This is a genomic window from Halobacillus sp. SY10 (assembly GCF_045401165.1).
Taxonomy (GTDB): domain Bacteria; phylum Bacillota; class Bacilli; order Bacillales; family Halobacillaceae; genus Halobacillus; species Halobacillus aidingensis.
The window spans coordinates 2,713,719-2,730,513 of record NZ_CP174345.1 but is presented as its reverse complement, the minus strand read 5'-3'; the positions used below and the strand labels follow the sequence as shown (position 1 = coordinate 2,730,513).

Genomic DNA, 16,795 nt, shown 5'->3' with positions numbered 1-16,795 from the left:
TTTCACAGTCATAAGCCCGTAAGAAGCACATACATATGAAGTAAACCTAATAAAGGAGTAGGAGAGGATGAAGGAGATTTTACGTTTGTTCCCGCCCTCTATCCAACATCTCTTAAAAAGTGAGGTCCAGTGGAAGAGTGTGCAGGAGATCCGTTTAAGGATTGGTCGTCCGATAGAGATTATTGAAAATAATCGTCATGATTCTATTGATACGGCAGTCATGACTGTTGATCACCTCTCTTTCGTCCTGAACCAGATCAGCCAGTTCTCACTCTATCGTTTCAAGGAAGAGTTGAAAGAAGGCTTTATTACGATTGAGGGTGGTCACAGGGTAGGTTTAGCAGGAAAGACGAACACCCATCAAGATCATGTAGAAACGTTAAAGCACATATCCTTTATGAACATCAGGGTGGCAAGAGCTACTTCCGGAAATATTGAACCTCTCATTCCGTACCTTTATCAATCCGGGCGATGGATGAGTACGATGGTCATCGGGCCTCCGCATTCAGGGAAAACAACACTTCTTCGGGAATTGGGGCGTTACATTGGATCCAATCAAGAGGGGTATCGAGCAGCAAAGGTCGCCATTGTGGACGAGCGTTCCGAAATTGCAGCAAGCATGAGGGGGGTTCCTCAGCTGGATGTCGGGTTCCGCACAGATGTGATGGATGCTTGTCCTAAAGCAGAAGGCATGATGATGATGATCCGTTCCATGTCACCAGAAGTGTTAATTGTAGATGAAATTGGTGGACAAAAAGATGCGGAAGCTGTCCGGGAGGCGACTTATACAGGGGTAGAGGTCATTTGCAGCATTCATGGTCAAAGTTTTTCGGGTGTAAAGAAGCGTCCATCAGCAAAACAGTTGATGGAGGAGGAAGTATTTCAACGTTATGTTGTCCTGGATCGAATGTCATCTCAAAGAGAAAGAAATTGGACAGTACTTGATCAAACGGGAGAAGTACTGGGGCATGGCAAGGGGAGGGGATCGGATGCAATGGATCGGAGCCGTCATCGTATTGACCGTTACGACCTGGGCAGGGTTTGATATGGCTTCCCGTTTCAAGAAGCGCCCAGGTCATATTCGCCAATGGAAAAATGCATTACAGATGATAGAAGCAGAGATGGTCTATGGACAGTCTTCGCTTTTGGAAGTGTGTGAGAATTTATCTACACATTTACCGAAACCTATAAACCAGTTCTTTGAAGGGATCCTGAACGAAAATGGAGTCTGGGATGACTTCTATTCCTTATGGTCCAAGGAGTTAAAGAAACACTGGTCGCTGAACGCAATGTCGAAAAACGAATTTGAAATACTGATGCAGTTTGGGAGGACGCTTGGACAGCACGACCTGGAGCAGCAGCAAAAACAGATTCAACTTACCATCCATCACCTGGACCGCGAACTTCATGATGCCCTGGAAGTCGGTGATCAATATCAGAAGATGGCGAAAGGGATGGGGATATTAAGCGGGCTGCTCGTCATCATTTTAATCATTTAGCTCGTTTCGTAAGGTAATCATGGATTTTACAAAAGGGGGAAGAGGCATTGTGCTCCAAGATGCAACGATATTATTCCAAATCGCTGGTGTAGGTATTATTGTCGCGATGATCCATAGCATCCTGAAACAGATGGGAAAAGAAGAGATTGCACAGGCTGTGACGTTGACAGGTTTCATCATTGTATTATTCATCGTCCTTCACAGGCTCGCCGATCTGTTTCAAGAAATCAAGTCTGTATTTCTTTATCAGGGGTAACCCATGGATATCATTCAAATTGTCTCATTAGGATTAGTTGCGGCCCTATTGATTTTACTCTTAAAGGAACACAAATCTTCGGTCGCTTTTCTTCTCCTTTTATTTACAGTCATCATCCTGTTCTTAACCATTCTTGATCAGGTCAGGCATATCTTTGCACTGTTGTCTTACATGGCAGAAAAGGCTCAGGTTGAGCCTGTGTATTTCAAGACGATCCTGAAAATTATCGGCATAGCCTATATTGCAGAATTTGGAGCTCAGCTTATCCGGGATGCTGGACTCAACTCCTTGGCTTCTAAAGTGGAATTAGCAGGAAAATTGTTTATATTGATGCTTGCCATACCGATTGTTACAGCTGTCATCGAGACCATTTTGGATTTTATTCCAGGGGCATAGGAAACTCGGGAGGGATGCCATGAAACGGATATTGTTGTGTTGCCTAATTGTTATCGGTTGCTTGAGCGCTCCAATCGTCGTTGCTGCGTCTCCCTCCCCTGCAGATTCTGACATTTCTATGCTCGACCATGTCTCCACAGAAGAGTTGGAGGAAAATTGGAATCAATTGAATCAGCAGTATGGAGATTATCTACCCAGCTTTCATACGAATAATTTTCGTGAATTTATTGAAAGTGAAAGTTCCGTTGAATCATCGGATTGGTTTTCTGGGATTCTGGAGTTCTTTTTCCATGAGCTTCTCTTAAACGGAAAGTTGCTTGCTTCCTTATTGTTTTTAACATTATTCAGTACTTTGCTTCATTCGGTGCAGTCAGCATTCGAAAATTCTGTAGTGAGTAAGATTGCCTACATGGTGGTTTATCTTGTTTTATTGACACTTGCACTTGAGAGTTTCCGGCAAGTCATTGAATACACACTAGGGGCCATTGAACGGATGAGCAGCTTCATGATCGGATTGATTCCTCTTCTTCTAGGAATCATGGCTTCATTCAGCCACTTGATGTCGATTTCCTTTTTTCACCCTATTATCATTGCACTCGTCCAATCCAGTGGCCTGCTAGTCAAATACTTACTCATCCCATTGTTTGCATCCTCCGCTCTCTTGCTGATTGTGGGAAGTTTGAATGAGACGTATAAAGTGGATCAACTGGCTGAACTTCTGAGGAAAACTGGCATGGCGATCATGGGTGTTTTTTTAACCATATTTCTTGGAGTGATATCTGTCCAGGGGACGGTGACCGCGGTGCAAGATGGCATTACGATGAAAACGGCTCGCTTTGTCACAGGAAATTTTGTACCCGTTGTCGGGAGATTGTTTACGGATGCCACCGATACAATCCTTGGGGCTTCCCTTGTACTAAAAAACACACTAGGAATTGCGGGTGTCGTTATATTACTAGGAATCGCAGTATTTCCTGCTATTAAAGTGTTAGCCATAGCGCTGATCTATAAAATTGCAGCAGCTCTTCTTCAGCCGCTGGGAGACGGGCCGATCATCCAAGCGATGGATGTCGTCAGCAGGCACATTTTTTATATATTCGCAGCACTACTAATGGTTTCCATGATGTTCTTTCTTGTCATCGTCATCATGGTGGCGGCAAGTAACATTACGATGATGGTCAGATAGGGTGGTGAACATGGAATATCTCATTGAGTGGATCACAAAAATTGTTCTGTTTCTCTTATTAGCGATGGTAGCTGATGCCCTTCTCCCGTCTGGCGTCATGAAGAAGTACGCCCGGCTGGTCATGTCTATTTTGCTACTACTGATCTTTATGGGGCCGCTTTTACAAATTTTAAATATTGATCCTGATCGCCTTGTCCAACGTGCAGATCAGACAATGCAGCAACAATTGGACGCAGAAGTTTTCGAGGAAAATGTAGAATCCAAGAAAAATGAAATACTCGCCGGACAAGATGCATATAAATTAGAACAAGTTACCCAGGCTCTTGCAGCTGAAATTGAAACACCATTAAAAGAAGAGCAAAACTTGGTTCTCGTCGATGTGGAAATGAGCTTCCATCAACAACCCTACAGTTTGGAAACGTTGGACAAGCTGACCCTCACACTTACTCGTAATGAACTGACCCAGTCGGTCGAAGATGTAGAGATCTCTGTCATGGATGAAGGGGATACAGAAGAAGAAAAGCAAGATCCAGAATTATTAAAGTGGGTCGCTGACTATCTTGACTTGAACAAAGAACAAATCATTATCCGCTGGGAGGATGAGGATGAATAAATGGTGGAACAAGCTGACGGAACCTCTATCAAACAAAGAGGGGAGAAAGCTGAATAAAACGAAGTATTTGATTGCCATTGGCATTATTGGAGTGTTGATTATCTTAACAAGCAATTGGTTTCAGCCGAGCGATCCTCCTTCACCGGCTCTTGATGAAGGAAATGTCCAAAGTCAATCAGGAGAGGGCGCAGCGGCTGCACAAACTCCTGAAATGACGGACTCTATTTCACAGTTGGAAAAAGAATACGAAAAACAGCTCAAGCCTCTTCTTGAAAACATTCAAGGGGTGAGTGCTGTGGACATTATGATCAATCTGTCATCGACACATAAAAAAGTGTACGATAAAAATTTAATCGTCGGAAAACAAACCACTAAGGAAAATGATAAGAACGGAGGGGAACGTGAAATTGAGGATTATTCGAGAGAACAGCAGCTAGTTCTCGTCCGCCAAGGCGATCGAGAAGTTCCGCTGCTAACGCAAACATCTAAGCCGGACGTAAGTGGGGTTTTCGTAACAGCCGAGGGGGTCGATCAAATGCAGGTGAAAGCGTGGGTGGTGGAAGCTGTCTCTAGAGTTTTGGATGTCCCGACTCACAGGATTTCTGTTTTGCCTAAACAATAAGGAGGGGTTACTTTGGTTAAAAAACAAACAGTTTGGTTGTTGACAATGTTGAGTCTCTTGATTGTTCTAAGTGTATATTACATGACATCCCCGGACAATGGTGAAATGGCCTTCATCCAGGAAGACGAATGGGCAGAAATTACAGAAGACGCAGCAGGAGAAGAGGGTGTGGAAACCACAGGTGATGGCACGGTCATTTCGCAAATTTCTACAGATGAACTTTTCTCAGCAATCCGTTTGGATATGCAAAATCAACGGGATCAAATGCAAGAACAGCTATCCGAAATCGTTGCCTCCAGTGACTTTAGTACAGAAGAGAAAAATGAAGCCTTAGAAAAAATGGAAACAATCAAAGCAAACCAATCCAAAGAATCCATCATCGAAAATACAATCCGTGCAAGTGCATCCTATGATGATGTACTAGTAAGAGCGGAAGATGACGTCGTCCACGTTACAGTAAAAGCGGATGAGTTATCGAAGACAGAAACGAACAACATCATTCAAATGGTCTCCGATGAATTTGGGCAAAAAGAAGTCCAAGTCCAATTCCAGCCAGCAGGCTGAAAATAAAACAAAAGCCTCACTCCTTTCAAAAAAGGAGTGAGGCTTTTTTATGGTTTTCCTTCATTTATTATTAAGCGATCTGGCAGGATTCTTGAAGACTCAGTTTCGAGAATTTTGTTGAGTGGATGGGGGCTTCGGGGAATAACTCGCTTTCCGCGGGGCCCCACACGATGCGGGGTCGTTCGATGTTGGCACAGGACGTGCCGAACTTAATCGAACTTCTTCTGTCTTCTTGAGCCTCCTCGGACTGTGTACTGACCCCATAAAATTGGACACTATGTAATTAGGCTGTTGCTTGATGCTTATTGCGGAATTGGACCGGGCTCATCCTTAGTTTAGACTTGATTCTGGTATTGTTGTATTTTTTCATAAATGTTGAGAGCTCCTGCTTGAAGTGCTCAACACTTTCAAACGCTTTATGATAAAGGAACTCGGATTTCATAATTCCAAAGAAATTTTCTATGACGGCATTATCGTGGCAGTTGCCCTTACGTGACATACTTTGTGTAATGCCTGCTTTTTGTAGACGGTCTCGATATTGTTTCATTTGATAATGCCATCCTTGATCGGAATGGATCAGTAATTCATCTGTGTCTTTCAAGCGTTCAAGTCCTTTTTCTAACATCTCTCCAACGAGGGTATAGGTCGGGCGTGTTCCTAGCGTGTACGTAATAATTTCTCCATTGAAAAGGTCAAGAATCGGGGAAAGGTAAAGCTTTTGGCCGAATAGCTTAAACTCTGTAATATCCGTCACCCATTTTTGATTCGGTTTCTCTGCTTGGAAATTTCGATTTAAGATGTTTTCAGCTACTTTTCCGACTTGGCCTTTATAAGATGAATATTTCTTTATACGCACGAGACAACGAAGACCTAACTCTTTCATCAGTCGATACACTTTTTTATGATTGATTGGTATTCCTTGATTTTCAAGCTCATTCTGGATACGTCGGTATCCGTACGTACCGTCTTCTCGGTGAAAAATGGAACGAATCTTTTCTTTCAAATCCCGGTCTGGATCCGGCTTACTCATTTGGCTAATTTGGTGGTAATACGTACTGCGTGAAAGGCCGGCCACGTCCACCAATTGTTTCACGGGGAAGTCATGCCTTAGTTCGAAGATGATTTTCGCTTGTTGCCTTTTGAATTGCGGTCCTCTTCTTCCACTAAGGCTTTCAACTTTTTTAAATACGCGTTCTCCATTCTTAGGTATTCCACTTCTTCCTCTACGGATTTAAACGTCTTCTTCGTTTTTGGGTTCTTATTATGCGGCACTGGAATGTTCCCCTTTCGTTTGGACTCCAGGGCTTCCACACCGCCATTCTTCCATTTCACGATCCATCTTCGGACCATTGAATAATCAGGGATATGGAAGAGAGCTGAGGCCTCGCGAATGGAATACCCTTCGTCTTTAATCCATTGAATTACCTTCAGTTTAAAGTCTGAGGAATAGTTTGTATAGGGACACGCAAAAGCTTGATTGCCATGATACTCATATAATTTGACCCAATAACGTAGAGCGGAGTTGTCTACGCCAATCTCGTTAGCAAGGTGACGGTAGCTTATCGTTTCATCCATATATCGACGAACGGCTTGGAATTTTTCATCTTTCGTAAATTTTTTCAAGGTGAATCCCCCTTAACTCAGAGCTAGATAAGTGTCCAACTCTTGGGGGTCACTTCACTCCGTCCTGCGGGGTCTCACCTAGCCCTCTCTTCCCGCAGGAGTCTCGCCATTCCCCTCCGCCCCTTTGCCATGTAAGTGTCTCGAAACGCTGCTTGTGTACTCAAGCTAAATGGATAATATCATACTCTCTACAGTAGTCATTCAATTCCCGAAAGTCTGATATAAAGCTCCTTATGCCTACTTCTGAGTATGGTGTGCCCCCCCCCCTCATCTTGGCATAGGGGTTCGTTTCTGTTCCACATGGAATGGGGTGGTTGGGAAGCTGCGAGACTCCCGTGGGAGAAGGAGACAGGCGAGATCCCACAGGGCGCAGCCCGAGGAAGCTCGCCGCTCCCCCACAGGAAAGCGAGTAGCTTCCCAGCCACCCCTGACGCTCAAAAAAAGCAAACGAACCCCGGTTATCTCGAAACTGAGTCTTCAAGAAAAGGGAACTATTGTGGAATAGTTGTCAGAATATTACTGGGGGTTATTCTTGAAGCGAGTTGCAGGGAGGTGGTAATGTATAATAGAATATGAAGAGGTATTAGTACCAGTTTATAAAAAGTAACTTTACATAAGAGGGGTGCCACAAATGCTAAAGGTACAAGAAATCAGAGAAATCATTAAGTTGATTGATCAATCCAATATCGATGAGTTTTCTTATGAAGCAAACGGAACTAAAGTCCACATGAAAAAGCCACAGGGAGAGGTTGTTTCTCAACCTGTAAAAGTCCAACAACCAGTACAAGCTCCACCAAAAACAGAGCCTAAACAAGAAGCTGTTGAGCAAGCGCCTAAACAAGAGGCTAAAGAAGACACAGCTGAGAAAGAAGCTCCTAAAGCTCAAGGGAACGCCGATTACGATGCAGAGGTGAAATCACCGATGGTCGGAACTTTCTACGCATCACCTTCTCCTGAAGAGGATGTGTATGTGAAAGTAGGAGACACAGTCAAAGAAGATTCCGTCGTCTGTATCGTTGAAGCGATGAAATTATTTAATGAGATTGAAGCGGAAGTATCTGGGGAGATCGTTGAGATTCTCGTTAAAGACGGTGAACTAGTGGAATATGGACAGCCGTTGTTCCGCGTGAAGTCCAAGTAAACGGGGGTTTAAGACGTTGATTAAAAAAGTTCTGATAGCAAACAGAGGAGAAATCGCAGTCCGGATCATCCGCGCTTGTAAAGAGGTGGGGATTGAAACGGTCGCGGTTTATTCTGAAGCTGACAAAGAAGCATTGCACGTTCAGATGGCTGATGAAGCGTATTGTGTCGGTCCGACGCTTAGTAAAGATAGTTATTTGAACTATACGAACATTATGAGCCTAGCCACATTGACGGAGACAGATGCGATTCATCCAGGATACGGGTTCCTTTCTGAAAATGCAGAGTTCGCAGAGATGTGTGAAGAGTGTAACATCACTTTCATTGGACCTTCCTCCTACGCCATCCAAAAGATGGGGACGAAGGACGTTGCTCGTGAAACGATGAGAGAAGCAGGTGTACCTGTTGTGCCTGGCTCAGCAGGCATCATCAAAGACGAAGAAGATGGGTTAAAAGTTGCTGAAGAGATCGGTTACCCTGTCATTATTAAGGCGACAGCAGGCGGGGGCGGAAAAGGGATCCGTGTAGCCCGCAATGAGGAAGACTTGAAAAAAGGAATTCGCATGACCCAGCAGGAAGCAGAGACTGCTTTCGGAAATCCTGGTGTCTATATCGAAAAATTCATTGAAGATTTCCGCCACGTCGAAATTCAGGTCCTTGCCGATAACCACGGCAACGCTGTTCACCTTGGTGAAAGGGATTGTACCATCCAACGCCGCCTTCAAAAGCTGATTGAAGAGACACCGTCTCCAGCTATTTCAGAAGCTATGCGTGCGAAAATGGGAGATGCAGCAGTAAAAGCTGCTCTTGCCGTTAACTATTCAGGTGCGGGTACCGTTGAGTTTATCTACGACAAAGAAGATGATTCTTTCTACTTTATGGAAATGAACACAAGAATCCAAGTTGAACACCCCGTTACAGAAATGGTTACAGGTGTAGATTTGATCAAAGAAATGTTGTTGATTGCAGATAATAATGAACTTTCCTTCAAGCAGGAAGATATTGAATTCGAAGGTTGGTCCATTGAATGCAGGATCAATGCGGAAAACCCTCACAAAAACTTTATGCCTTCGGCTGGAAAAATTGATATGTACCTACCTCCAGGAGGCCTTGGTGTAAGAGTCGATTCAGCTGCATATCCTGGCTACATGATTCCGCCTTATTATGATTCTATGGTCGCTAAGTTGATCACGTATGGTCGTGATCGAGATGAAGCGATTCGCAGGATGAAGCGAGCCCTTGATGAATTTGTCATTGAAGGTGTTCATACGACGATTCCGTTCCACCAACGCATGATGGAACATGAAGTATTTGTTGGCGGAGACTTTAACACAAAGTTTTTAGAGAAATATACTATAATGAAGGATGAATCATAAAAAGGAGTGGTCATTGTGAGTGATAAGCAATTGTTGAATGTGACAGATGGATCGACATTAGGTAACATCGAGATTGCTCCTGAAGTCATTGAAGTGATCGCTGGAATCGCTGTTTCTGAAGTAGCTGGTGTTGCTTCAATGAGAGGCAATTTCGCATCTGGCGTAGCTGAGCGCTTGGGTAAGAAGAACCACGGAAAAGGCGTGAAGGTGGAGCTCACTGAGAATGGCATTTTAATTGATGCTTATGTAGTCATGGACTATGGGATTTCCATACCTGACACAGCACAAAAGATTCAGGACAACACAAGGCAAGCGCTTAGAAACATGACAGCACTTGATATTAATGAAATCAATGTCCACATTGTCGGTGTACAAATGGAATCAGGTAAAGAGGAAGAAGTAGAAGCAGAAGAATTGTGAGAGTAATCAGAAAGGGGGCCGCTCCCTTTCTGATTTTTTTGTTTTCTTCCTGCTCTTTCGTTTGAAGATCAGCAAAATCTTGAGATCACCTGATTACAATGGCTTTTATCAAGCTAAAATGTTATTATTCTAACGGATATTACCTTAAAGGAGAATGAAGATGAAACGACGCACAGCACGTGAGAAAGCTTTCCAGGCGCTTTTTCAAACGATTACGAGTGATATTGAAACCGATGAGGCCATTGCTCATGTAGTCGAAGGCCCGGAAGTGGACGAGTTTTTATATGACCTCGTACATGGAGTCATGCAGAATCGAGAAGAGTTGGATCAATGGATTTCTGACAATCTCGACAATTGGACGTTTCCACGGTTAGCCAAAGTAGAAAAGACCGTCCTGCGAATGGCTGCCTATGAAATGAAATACAAAGAAGACGTCCCTTCGCAAGTAGCCATTAATGAGGCGATAGAGCTTGCGAAAATTTTCGGGGAAGATGAATCAGGTAAGTTTGTAAACGGCGTATTATCCAAAATGGTTTAAACAAATAAGGGGGAAATGGGACATGTCAGCAGAAGTGATTTATGGAAAACAACTGGCAGAAGATCTTCGTCAAGAAATGAAAGAAGAAGTGAGTGCACTGCATACAAAAGATATCCGTCCGAAGTTGGTCGTCGTCATATTGGGTGAAGATCCTGCTTCGATGTCTTATGTAAAAGGAAAGCAGCGCGCTTCTGAGAAAATCGGTATGGATTCTGATCTCATTGAATTACCAGTGGAAACTTCTGAACGGGAACTGCTGGACTTGATTGAAAAATTGAATCAGGATCCTACTGTGCACGGAATTCTTGTTCAATTACCAGTGCCTGACCATATTTCTGACCAAAAAATCATTGAAGCCATTCATCCAGAAAAGGATGTGGATGGATTTCACCCGGCAAATGTCGGCAAAATGATGACTGGCCAGGACACCTTTTTCCCATGTACACCGTATGGAATACTCGTCATGCTTAAACGTGCAGACATCACACTTGAAGGAAAGCATGTGGTGATTATCGGCCGTAGCAACTTGGTTGGGAAACCAGTAGGTCAACTGTTGCTCAACGAAAACGCAACAGTTACCCATTGCCACTCCCGTACAAAAAATTTGCAGTCGCATACGAAGCAGGCAGATATTCTTATCGTTGCTGCAGGTAAACCTTCCTTAATTTCAGCCGAAGATATTAAAGAAGGAGCGGTTGTCATTGACGTAGGAGTCAACCGTGTGGATGGTAAGCTGACTGGTGATGTGGATTTTGAGTCTGCGAAAGAAGTAGCTTCCCATATTACTCCAGTGCCTAAAGGTGTAGGCCCGATGACCATCACCATGCTCCTCCATAATACGATTAAAGCGGCCAAGCGAATTCATAATCAGTAAGGAGGATGGGTATGCAGGATCAGTACTTGAGCGTTACGGCACTAACGAAGTACATTAAGCGTAAACTTTCAGGGGATCCGCATTTGAAAACGGTTTGGTTGAGGGGAGAAATTTCGAATTTCAAACACCACAGCCGTGGGCATATGTACCTCTCCTTAAAAGATGACCAGGCCAGAATCCAGTCCGTTATGTTTGCTGGAAATAACCGTTCCCTGAAGTTTATGCCTGAGAATGGAATGAACGTCCTCGTCAAAGGGGAAATCAATGTTTACGAACCTATGGGTCAATATCAGCTGTATATTAAAGAAATGCAACCGGACGGAATCGGAGCTCTTTACTATGCTTTTGAACAGTTGAAGGAAAGATTGGAAAAAGAGGGCTTGTTTTCTCTAGAACGTAAAAAGCCTCTTCCTACATACCCAAAACACATTGGTGTCATTACTTCTCCTACAGGGGCAGCTGTTCGAGATATTATGACAACGATAAAAAGGCGCTATCCTATTGTGCCAGTCACAGTCCTACCTGTGCTCGTCCAGGGGGAGCGGGCGGCTTCCTCTGTAGTCAATGCCATTCAGTATGCGAACGAAAAAATGGATGTTGATGTTTTGATTGTTGGTCGGGGCGGAGGCTCTATCGAAGATTTATGGGGATTCAACGAAGAAGTGGTTGCAAGAGCGATTGCTGCATCTGAAATCCCTATTATCTCGGCCGTGGGTCATGAAACGGACACGACCATCAGTGATTTTGTGGCAGATGTAAGAGCAGCAACACCGACGGGGGCTGCTGAAGTTGCTGTTCCATCCATTGTAGAGTTAGGGGATCAGGTCAAGGCGATGGATCACCGTCTTCAAAGGGCAATGGAAGTGAAAAAAACAGAAGCGAAGCAACAATTGGAGCGTTTAAAAAAGTCATATGCTTTCAAGTACCCTGAACAGATGATGAAGCAAAAAGAGCAAGACTTGGATAGGGTCATAGAACGTATGGCCATTCAAATGAAGCACCTTCATCAAACGAGTCATGTTCATTGGGGGAACATGGCTCGGAGGTTACGACAGCAAGGGCCTGAGTTAAAAATCAAAGAAGGCGCAGAGTCTCTGGAGCGCCAGACGAACCAGTTGCAGAAGCGGTTTCAAGCCCTTCTTCAGCAGAAAAAGGAACGGTTCTATGCAAATGTCGATAAACTGACCTTAGTGAACCCTTTAGACATTATGAAGCGAGGCTTCGCTGTTCCCTTTGACGTATCTGGAGATGTCATAAAAAGTACTTCGGAGATCACAAAAGGCCAATCCCTCTCCTTGAAAATGCAGGACGGAATCGTTGATTGTCACGTAACGGATGTAAAGGAGGATGAAAATGACAGATAAGCAGGAAACCATCAGTTTTGAGGAAGCGATGAAACAGCTTGAAGAAATTGTAGAGAAGTTGGAAACAGGAGAAGTCCCCTTGGAAAAAGCGATCCAGTATTATCAGGAGGGAATGAAGCTGTCCAAGCTTTGTAGTGAAAAACTAGGAAATGTTGAGACTCAAATGCAACAAATCATGAATGAACACGGTGAGTTGGAACCGTTCTCTGTCCAGGAGGAAGACTGAACGGTGCATTTAGCTGACTACCTTAAAGAAAAAAGACAACGAATTAATCAGCAACTGGAAATGCTTGTCCGTGACTATACGGTTTCAGGACGTCTTCAGGACTCTATGTTATATTCCATTCACGCTGGAGGGAAAAGGTTGCGCCCAATCCTATTAATGGCGACAGCTCAAGCTTTTCGTGTTCCTGAAGAGAGAGTGATGGGAGTCGCCTCAGCACTCGAGATGGTTCACACTTATTCCCTGATTCATGATGATCTCCCTGCCATGGACGATGATGATTTAAGACGAGGAAAACCAACGAATCACAAGCGCTTCGATGAAGCAACCGCGATTCTTGCAGGAGATGCATTATTGACGCTAAGTTCCCAGGTGATTACGGAGGATGCGGGGCTAAATGATGCTGAACGCGTTTATTTAGTTCGTGAATTGACGAAAGCCAGCGGTGCGAGAGGCATGGTTGAAGGGCAGATGCAGGACATGCTGAGTGAAGGTACTGAAATCTCTTTAGAAGCCCTTGAAAATATTCACAGGAATAAAACAGGGCAATTGCTGAGGTTCTCTATCCTCGCTGGAGCGTATTTAGGCGGAGCCTCAGAAAAGGTCCTCGGAGAAATGACCGAGATGGCTGAAGCACTTGGGCTTGTTTTTCAAATTCAAGATGACATCCTAGACGTCACAGGAGACTCTGAGGTTATCGGGAAACCTGCGGGCAGTGATGAAGGCAACCATAAAAGTACTTACCCACAGCTTCTTGGATTAGATGGAGCAATAGCGCAAAAAGATAAATACGTTCAAAAGGCTCAACAGGCTCTGGTAAATGCAGGTGTTGAGGGAACCACTCTTTCTGAGCTTATTCACTATTTGAGCACACGTGATCATTGAGCAGAATGATTTCGATTGAGCCACGTGACAAAATGTGATATATTATGATTACAAAAGGAATGGTGCAGTATTCTAGTCGGCCCTCCGTTCCTGAAGGCGGGCCTAAAAATCCGCCGAAGGGCACATCGATGAAGTTCCTTGTGTTGGCTTGAGGCGCCCAGCCTTGGGTCGATGCTGGGAGTTAAGGTCGCAGGGCGATCCACAAAGGCATGTGGGCGTTGACCCTGCTTCCGCGGAGGCCCATTATTGTAATGGCATCTGAGCCAGATGCTGTTATGAAATGGGGTATGAACCTGCAGCATATGGAGTAACATCTATATGCGCAGCGTAGCCTGCCTTGAGTGGTTCTTGAGGGGATTATAGTCAGTGAACATCACGCAGCTTCAGATGGCCACTGAGGTGCTGATGCAGAAACTATATGAAATCAGAACTGCAAAAGAGGCTAAGGAACGGCTAAAGGCTGTCGGGGAAATCCCCTAGACTGTTCCCAGGACATGATTTAGGAATTATAGTGCGGACTAAGTGGCAATCTAGTCCAGCTGCCGGAGACGGGGCTGAGTCGAGTTTAAAGGGGAACCGCCAGAATGGTGACATTCGGTACTCGACTGGGAAAACCTACTAGACCTAAGCCGTAATTTTTACTTGAATCATGACCATTCCTTTCCTTACATAAGACACGTCAATTTAGTGATATAGAGGGTATATATGGATAACAAATTAAAAAAATCTTTAAAATTCAGTTTGAGTATCGCCGTTATCACATTCGTGTTAGCGGCTATTTTTTCAGTTATATCTTCTTCCGTTTTAAGTGGAGTCGTATGGATCATCGGCCTCGTCCTTGTATTCATTATCGTCTTTACGGGTGTCGTCTTCGACATGCTAGGTATCGCAGCCACAGCTGCTCAGGAGCAGCCTTTCCATGCGATGGCGTCTGAAAAGGTGAACGGAGCAAAAGAAGCGATTGCCATTGTCAGAAACGCTGATCGATTCGCAAGTTTCTGTAATGACGTAATAGGGGATATATCTGGTATAGTTAGTGGTACGGCGTCTGCGGTTGTCGTCATCCAACTGGCCAACAACTTCGGCTATAGTGACGGATCAACGGTCCAAATTGTCATATCTGTGATCCTGACAAGTATTGTAGCTGCACTTACTGTCGGTGGAAAAGCCCTTGGTAAATTTTTTGCCATCAATAAGTCCACAGATATTATTTTCTTCGCTGCAAAGGTCATTTCATGGTTAGAAAAGCGGCTGAAAGTAAGAATAGTAACAAGTGCACCGTCGTCCACTAAAAAATCAAGATAAATACAAGGGGGTCCTTCAATGGATCTGTGTAAAATTAAAGACCCTTCAATTCTGAAGGATATGAATACCAACCAACTAGAGCAATTGGCAGATGAAACGAGGCAGTTCCTCATTGAAAACCTGGCTACGACAGGAGGCCACCTGGGAGCGAACCTTGGGGTCGTTGAGCTTACCCTCGCTCTTCATAAAGTATATAAAAGCCCGGAAGACCGTTTTCTATGGGATGTAGGCCACCAATCTTATATCCATAAAATCTTGACCGGTCGTGGAGGTCAATTCGATACGCTCCGCCAATATAAAGGGCTGTGCGGCTTTCCGAAACGTGACGAAAGTGAACATGATGTATGGGAGACAGGACACAGCTCCACTTCTTTATCCGCAGCGATGGGAATGGCCATTGCGAGGGACTTGAAAGAAGAAAAGCATTCGATTTTACCGATCATCGGCGATGGAGCACTTACAGGTGGAATGGCTTTAGAGGCCTTGAACCACATCGGACACGAGAAGAAGAATGTAACCGTTATCCTGAATGACAATGAAATGTCGATCGCTAAAAATGTGGGGGCTCTTCACGGTGCGCTGGGAAGGATGAGAAGCGCAGGGAAATACCACCGAGTAAAAGACGACCTTGAGTGGGTATTGAAGAAAATCCCTGCTGTCGGAGGAAGAATTGCACAGGCGGCAGAACGGCTGAAGGACAGCATGAAGTACTTTGTAGTACCAGGGATGTTCTTCGAAGAACTTGGGTTTACGTATTATGGTCCAGTAGATGGGCATGACTTCAATGATCTCATCGAGAATTTGAATTACGCTAAAAAGACGGACGGCCCTGTTATCGTCCATGTAATGACACAAAAAGGAAAAGGCTATCACCCTGCAGAGACCGACGTAAAAGACAAATGGCACGGTGTAGGTCCATACAAAATGGAGTCAGGTGAAAAAATTAAACCCGTGGGTGCTCCTCCTGCTTGGAGTTCTGTTATCAGTGAGGCATTGCGTAAGGAAGCAAAGCAGGATGATCGTATCGTTGCCGTAACACCAGCGATGATTCTCGGGTCTAAATTAGAGAAATTCGGTGAAGAGTTCCCTGATCGTCTTTTTGATGTAGGAATAGCTGAACAGCATGCAACGACAATGTCAGCCGGTCTAGCTACACAGGGAATGAAACCGTTTTTGGCTATCTATTCTACCTTTTTACAGAGGGGATATGACCAGGTTGTCCACGATGTGGCCAGGCAGAAATTAAACGTTATTTTTGGCATCGACCGAGCTGGATTAGTAGGGGCGGATGGAGAGACCCATCAGGGTGTTTTCGATATTGCTTTCCTACGGTCTGTTCCGAATTTTGTGATTTCTATGCCTAAAGACGAAAATGAGGCGCAGCATCTAGTTCATACTGCTACCCACTATGAGGATGGTCCTTTTGCAATTCGTTATCCAAGAGGGAATGCGAAAGGTGTACAAACAGATGAACAGCCCGAGATTATTCCAATTGGTAGCTGGGAAGTCTTAAAAGAAGGAAAGGATGCCGTTATCCTGACCTTTGGTACGACTATTGACATGGCTCTTGAAGCTAGTGAAAAAATGAAAAACGATGGCCGTTCAGTGAAAGTCGTGAATGCGCGATTCATCAAACCATTGGACGATGCGATGCTTCATGACATCATGAAAGCGGGTATGCCGATCCTTACTGTAGAAGAAGGTGTCCTTCAAGGTGGATTCGGTTCAAGCGTTTTAGAGTTTGCAGAGGAAAATGAATACTCCTCTCAATGGGTCAAACGTATGGGTGTACCAGATCGTTTCATTGAACATGGCAGTGTCCAAAAGCTTTGGGAAGAAATAGGGTTAACGACTGATCACATCGTACAAAATCTGAAACAAATGATACCGAATAAACAGCAAAGGGCTTAA

The 16,795-nt window shown here is 44.3% G+C and carries 19 protein-coding genes; 18 read left to right on the top strand and 1 reads right to left on the bottom strand.

The window, feature by feature from the left end:
- Positions 1 to 67: 67 nt before the first annotated feature.
- From spoIIIAA to ACJA3J_RS13940, 8 genes are read left to right on the top strand one after another with little or no spacing between them, the layout of a single operon-like run.
- Positions 68 to 1,045, top strand: a complete 978-nt coding sequence (gene spoIIIAA, locus ACJA3J_RS13975; protein ID WP_115894212.1) for a stage III sporulation protein AA — start codon at positions 68 to 70, stop codon at positions 1,043 to 1,045.
- The gene (gene spoIIIAB, locus ACJA3J_RS13970) at positions 990 to 1,499 is read left to right on the top strand and encodes a stage III sporulation protein SpoIIIAB (RefSeq protein ID WP_089651758.1); all 510 of its coding nucleotides are present in this window, start codon (positions 990 to 992) and stop codon (positions 1,497 to 1,499) included. Before spoIIIAA ends, spoIIIAB begins: the two co-directional genes overlap by 56 nt.
- A gap of 49 nt (positions 1,500 to 1,548) precedes the next feature.
- Entirely contained in the window at positions 1,549 to 1,755 is a 207-nt protein-coding gene (spoIIIAC, locus tag ACJA3J_RS13965) for a stage III sporulation protein AC (protein ID WP_089651759.1), read from the top strand.
- Positions 1,756 to 1,758: 3 nt separating this feature from the next.
- Positions 1,759 to 2,151: a stage III sporulation protein AD gene (spoIIIAD, locus tag ACJA3J_RS13960; RefSeq protein ID WP_089651760.1), complete on the top strand. Its 393-nt coding sequence runs from the start codon at positions 1,759 to 1,761 to the stop codon at positions 2,149 to 2,151.
- Between the two features lie 19 nt (positions 2,152 to 2,170).
- A complete protein-coding gene (gene spoIIIAE / locus ACJA3J_RS13955) occupies positions 2,171 to 3,337 on the top strand; it encodes a stage III sporulation protein AE (RefSeq protein WP_115894214.1) in 1,167 nt (388 codons plus the stop codon).
- A 10-nt stretch (positions 3,338 to 3,347) separates the two neighbouring features.
- Entirely contained in the window at positions 3,348 to 3,950 is a 603-nt protein-coding gene (gene spoIIIAF, locus ACJA3J_RS13950; protein ID WP_089651762.1) for a stage III sporulation protein AF, read from the top strand.
- Positions 3,943 to 4,572, top strand: coding sequence for a stage III sporulation protein AG (gene spoIIIAG / locus ACJA3J_RS13945; protein WP_089651763.1), 630 nt, complete (start codon positions 3,943 to 3,945; stop codon positions 4,570 to 4,572). Before spoIIIAF ends, spoIIIAG begins: the two co-directional genes overlap by 8 nt.
- Before the next feature lie 12 nt (positions 4,573 to 4,584).
- A complete protein-coding gene (locus tag ACJA3J_RS13940; protein ID WP_089651764.1) occupies positions 4,585 to 5,136 on the top strand; it encodes a SpoIIIAH-like family protein in 552 nt (183 codons plus the stop codon).
- Positions 5,137 to 5,419: 283 nt separating this feature from the next.
- Here ACJA3J_RS13940 and ACJA3J_RS13935 read toward each other — a convergent pair.
- Positions 5,420 to 6,759, bottom strand: a protein-coding gene (locus ACJA3J_RS13935) for an IS3 family transposase (RefSeq protein ID WP_406944374.1) whose coding sequence is annotated in 2 segments (ribosomal slippage) — positions 5,420 to 6,306 and positions 6,306 to 6,759 — 1,341 coding nt in all. Because the reading frame shifts where the segments join, the coding sequence is not laid out codon by codon here.
- A gap of 631 nt (positions 6,760 to 7,390) precedes the next feature.
- On the opposite strand from ACJA3J_RS13935, the gene accB reads away from it, so the two are divergent.
- The 10 genes from accB to dxs all read left to right on the top strand — a co-directional run bounded on the left by accB (position 7,391) and on the right by dxs (position 16,795).
- Positions 7,391 to 7,900, top strand: coding sequence for an acetyl-CoA carboxylase biotin carboxyl carrier protein (gene accB, locus ACJA3J_RS13930; RefSeq protein ID WP_406944373.1), 510 nt, complete (start codon positions 7,391 to 7,393; stop codon positions 7,898 to 7,900).
- 16 nt (positions 7,901 to 7,916) lie between these two features.
- Positions 7,917 to 9,275 (top strand): acetyl-CoA carboxylase biotin carboxylase subunit, encoded by a 1,359-nt coding sequence (accC, locus tag ACJA3J_RS13925; RefSeq protein WP_089651767.1) that lies wholly within the window; start codon positions 7,917 to 7,919, stop codon positions 9,273 to 9,275.
- Between the two features lie 15 nt (positions 9,276 to 9,290).
- Positions 9,291 to 9,695: an Asp23/Gls24 family envelope stress response protein gene (locus ACJA3J_RS13920; protein ID WP_089651768.1), complete on the top strand. Its 405-nt coding sequence runs from the start codon at positions 9,291 to 9,293 to the stop codon at positions 9,693 to 9,695.
- A 160-nt stretch (positions 9,696 to 9,855) separates the two neighbouring features.
- Positions 9,856 to 10,233: a transcription antitermination factor NusB gene (gene nusB / locus ACJA3J_RS13915; protein WP_089651769.1), complete on the top strand. Its 378-nt coding sequence runs from the start codon at positions 9,856 to 9,858 to the stop codon at positions 10,231 to 10,233.
- 22 nt (positions 10,234 to 10,255) lie between these two features.
- Positions 10,256 to 11,107 carry a bifunctional methylenetetrahydrofolate dehydrogenase/methenyltetrahydrofolate cyclohydrolase FolD gene (gene folD, locus ACJA3J_RS13910; RefSeq protein ID WP_089651770.1) on the top strand — a complete coding sequence of 284 codons (852 nt, stop codon included), beginning with the start codon at positions 10,256 to 10,258 and terminating at the stop codon, positions 11,105 to 11,107.
- Positions 11,108 to 11,118: 11 nt separating this feature from the next.
- Entirely contained in the window at positions 11,119 to 12,471 is a 1,353-nt protein-coding gene (gene xseA, locus ACJA3J_RS13905) for an exodeoxyribonuclease VII large subunit (RefSeq protein ID WP_406944372.1), read from the top strand.
- Positions 12,461 to 12,697, top strand: a complete 237-nt coding sequence (locus tag ACJA3J_RS13900) for an exodeoxyribonuclease VII small subunit (protein WP_089651772.1) — start codon at positions 12,461 to 12,463, stop codon at positions 12,695 to 12,697. Before xseA ends, ACJA3J_RS13900 begins: the two co-directional genes overlap by 11 nt.
- Positions 12,698 to 12,700: 3 nt before the next feature.
- Positions 12,701 to 13,579, top strand: a complete 879-nt coding sequence (locus tag ACJA3J_RS13895; RefSeq protein WP_374189708.1) for a polyprenyl synthetase family protein — start codon at positions 12,701 to 12,703, stop codon at positions 13,577 to 13,579.
- Positions 13,580 to 14,284: 705 nt separating this feature from the next.
- On the top strand, positions 14,285 to 14,884 hold the full coding sequence (locus ACJA3J_RS13890; RefSeq protein ID WP_089651773.1) for a hypothetical protein: 600 nt from the start codon (positions 14,285 to 14,287) through the stop codon (positions 14,882 to 14,884).
- 18 nt (positions 14,885 to 14,902) lie between these two features.
- A complete protein-coding gene (gene dxs, locus ACJA3J_RS13885; RefSeq protein ID WP_406944371.1) occupies positions 14,903 to 16,795 on the top strand; it encodes a 1-deoxy-D-xylulose-5-phosphate synthase in 1,893 nt (630 codons plus the stop codon).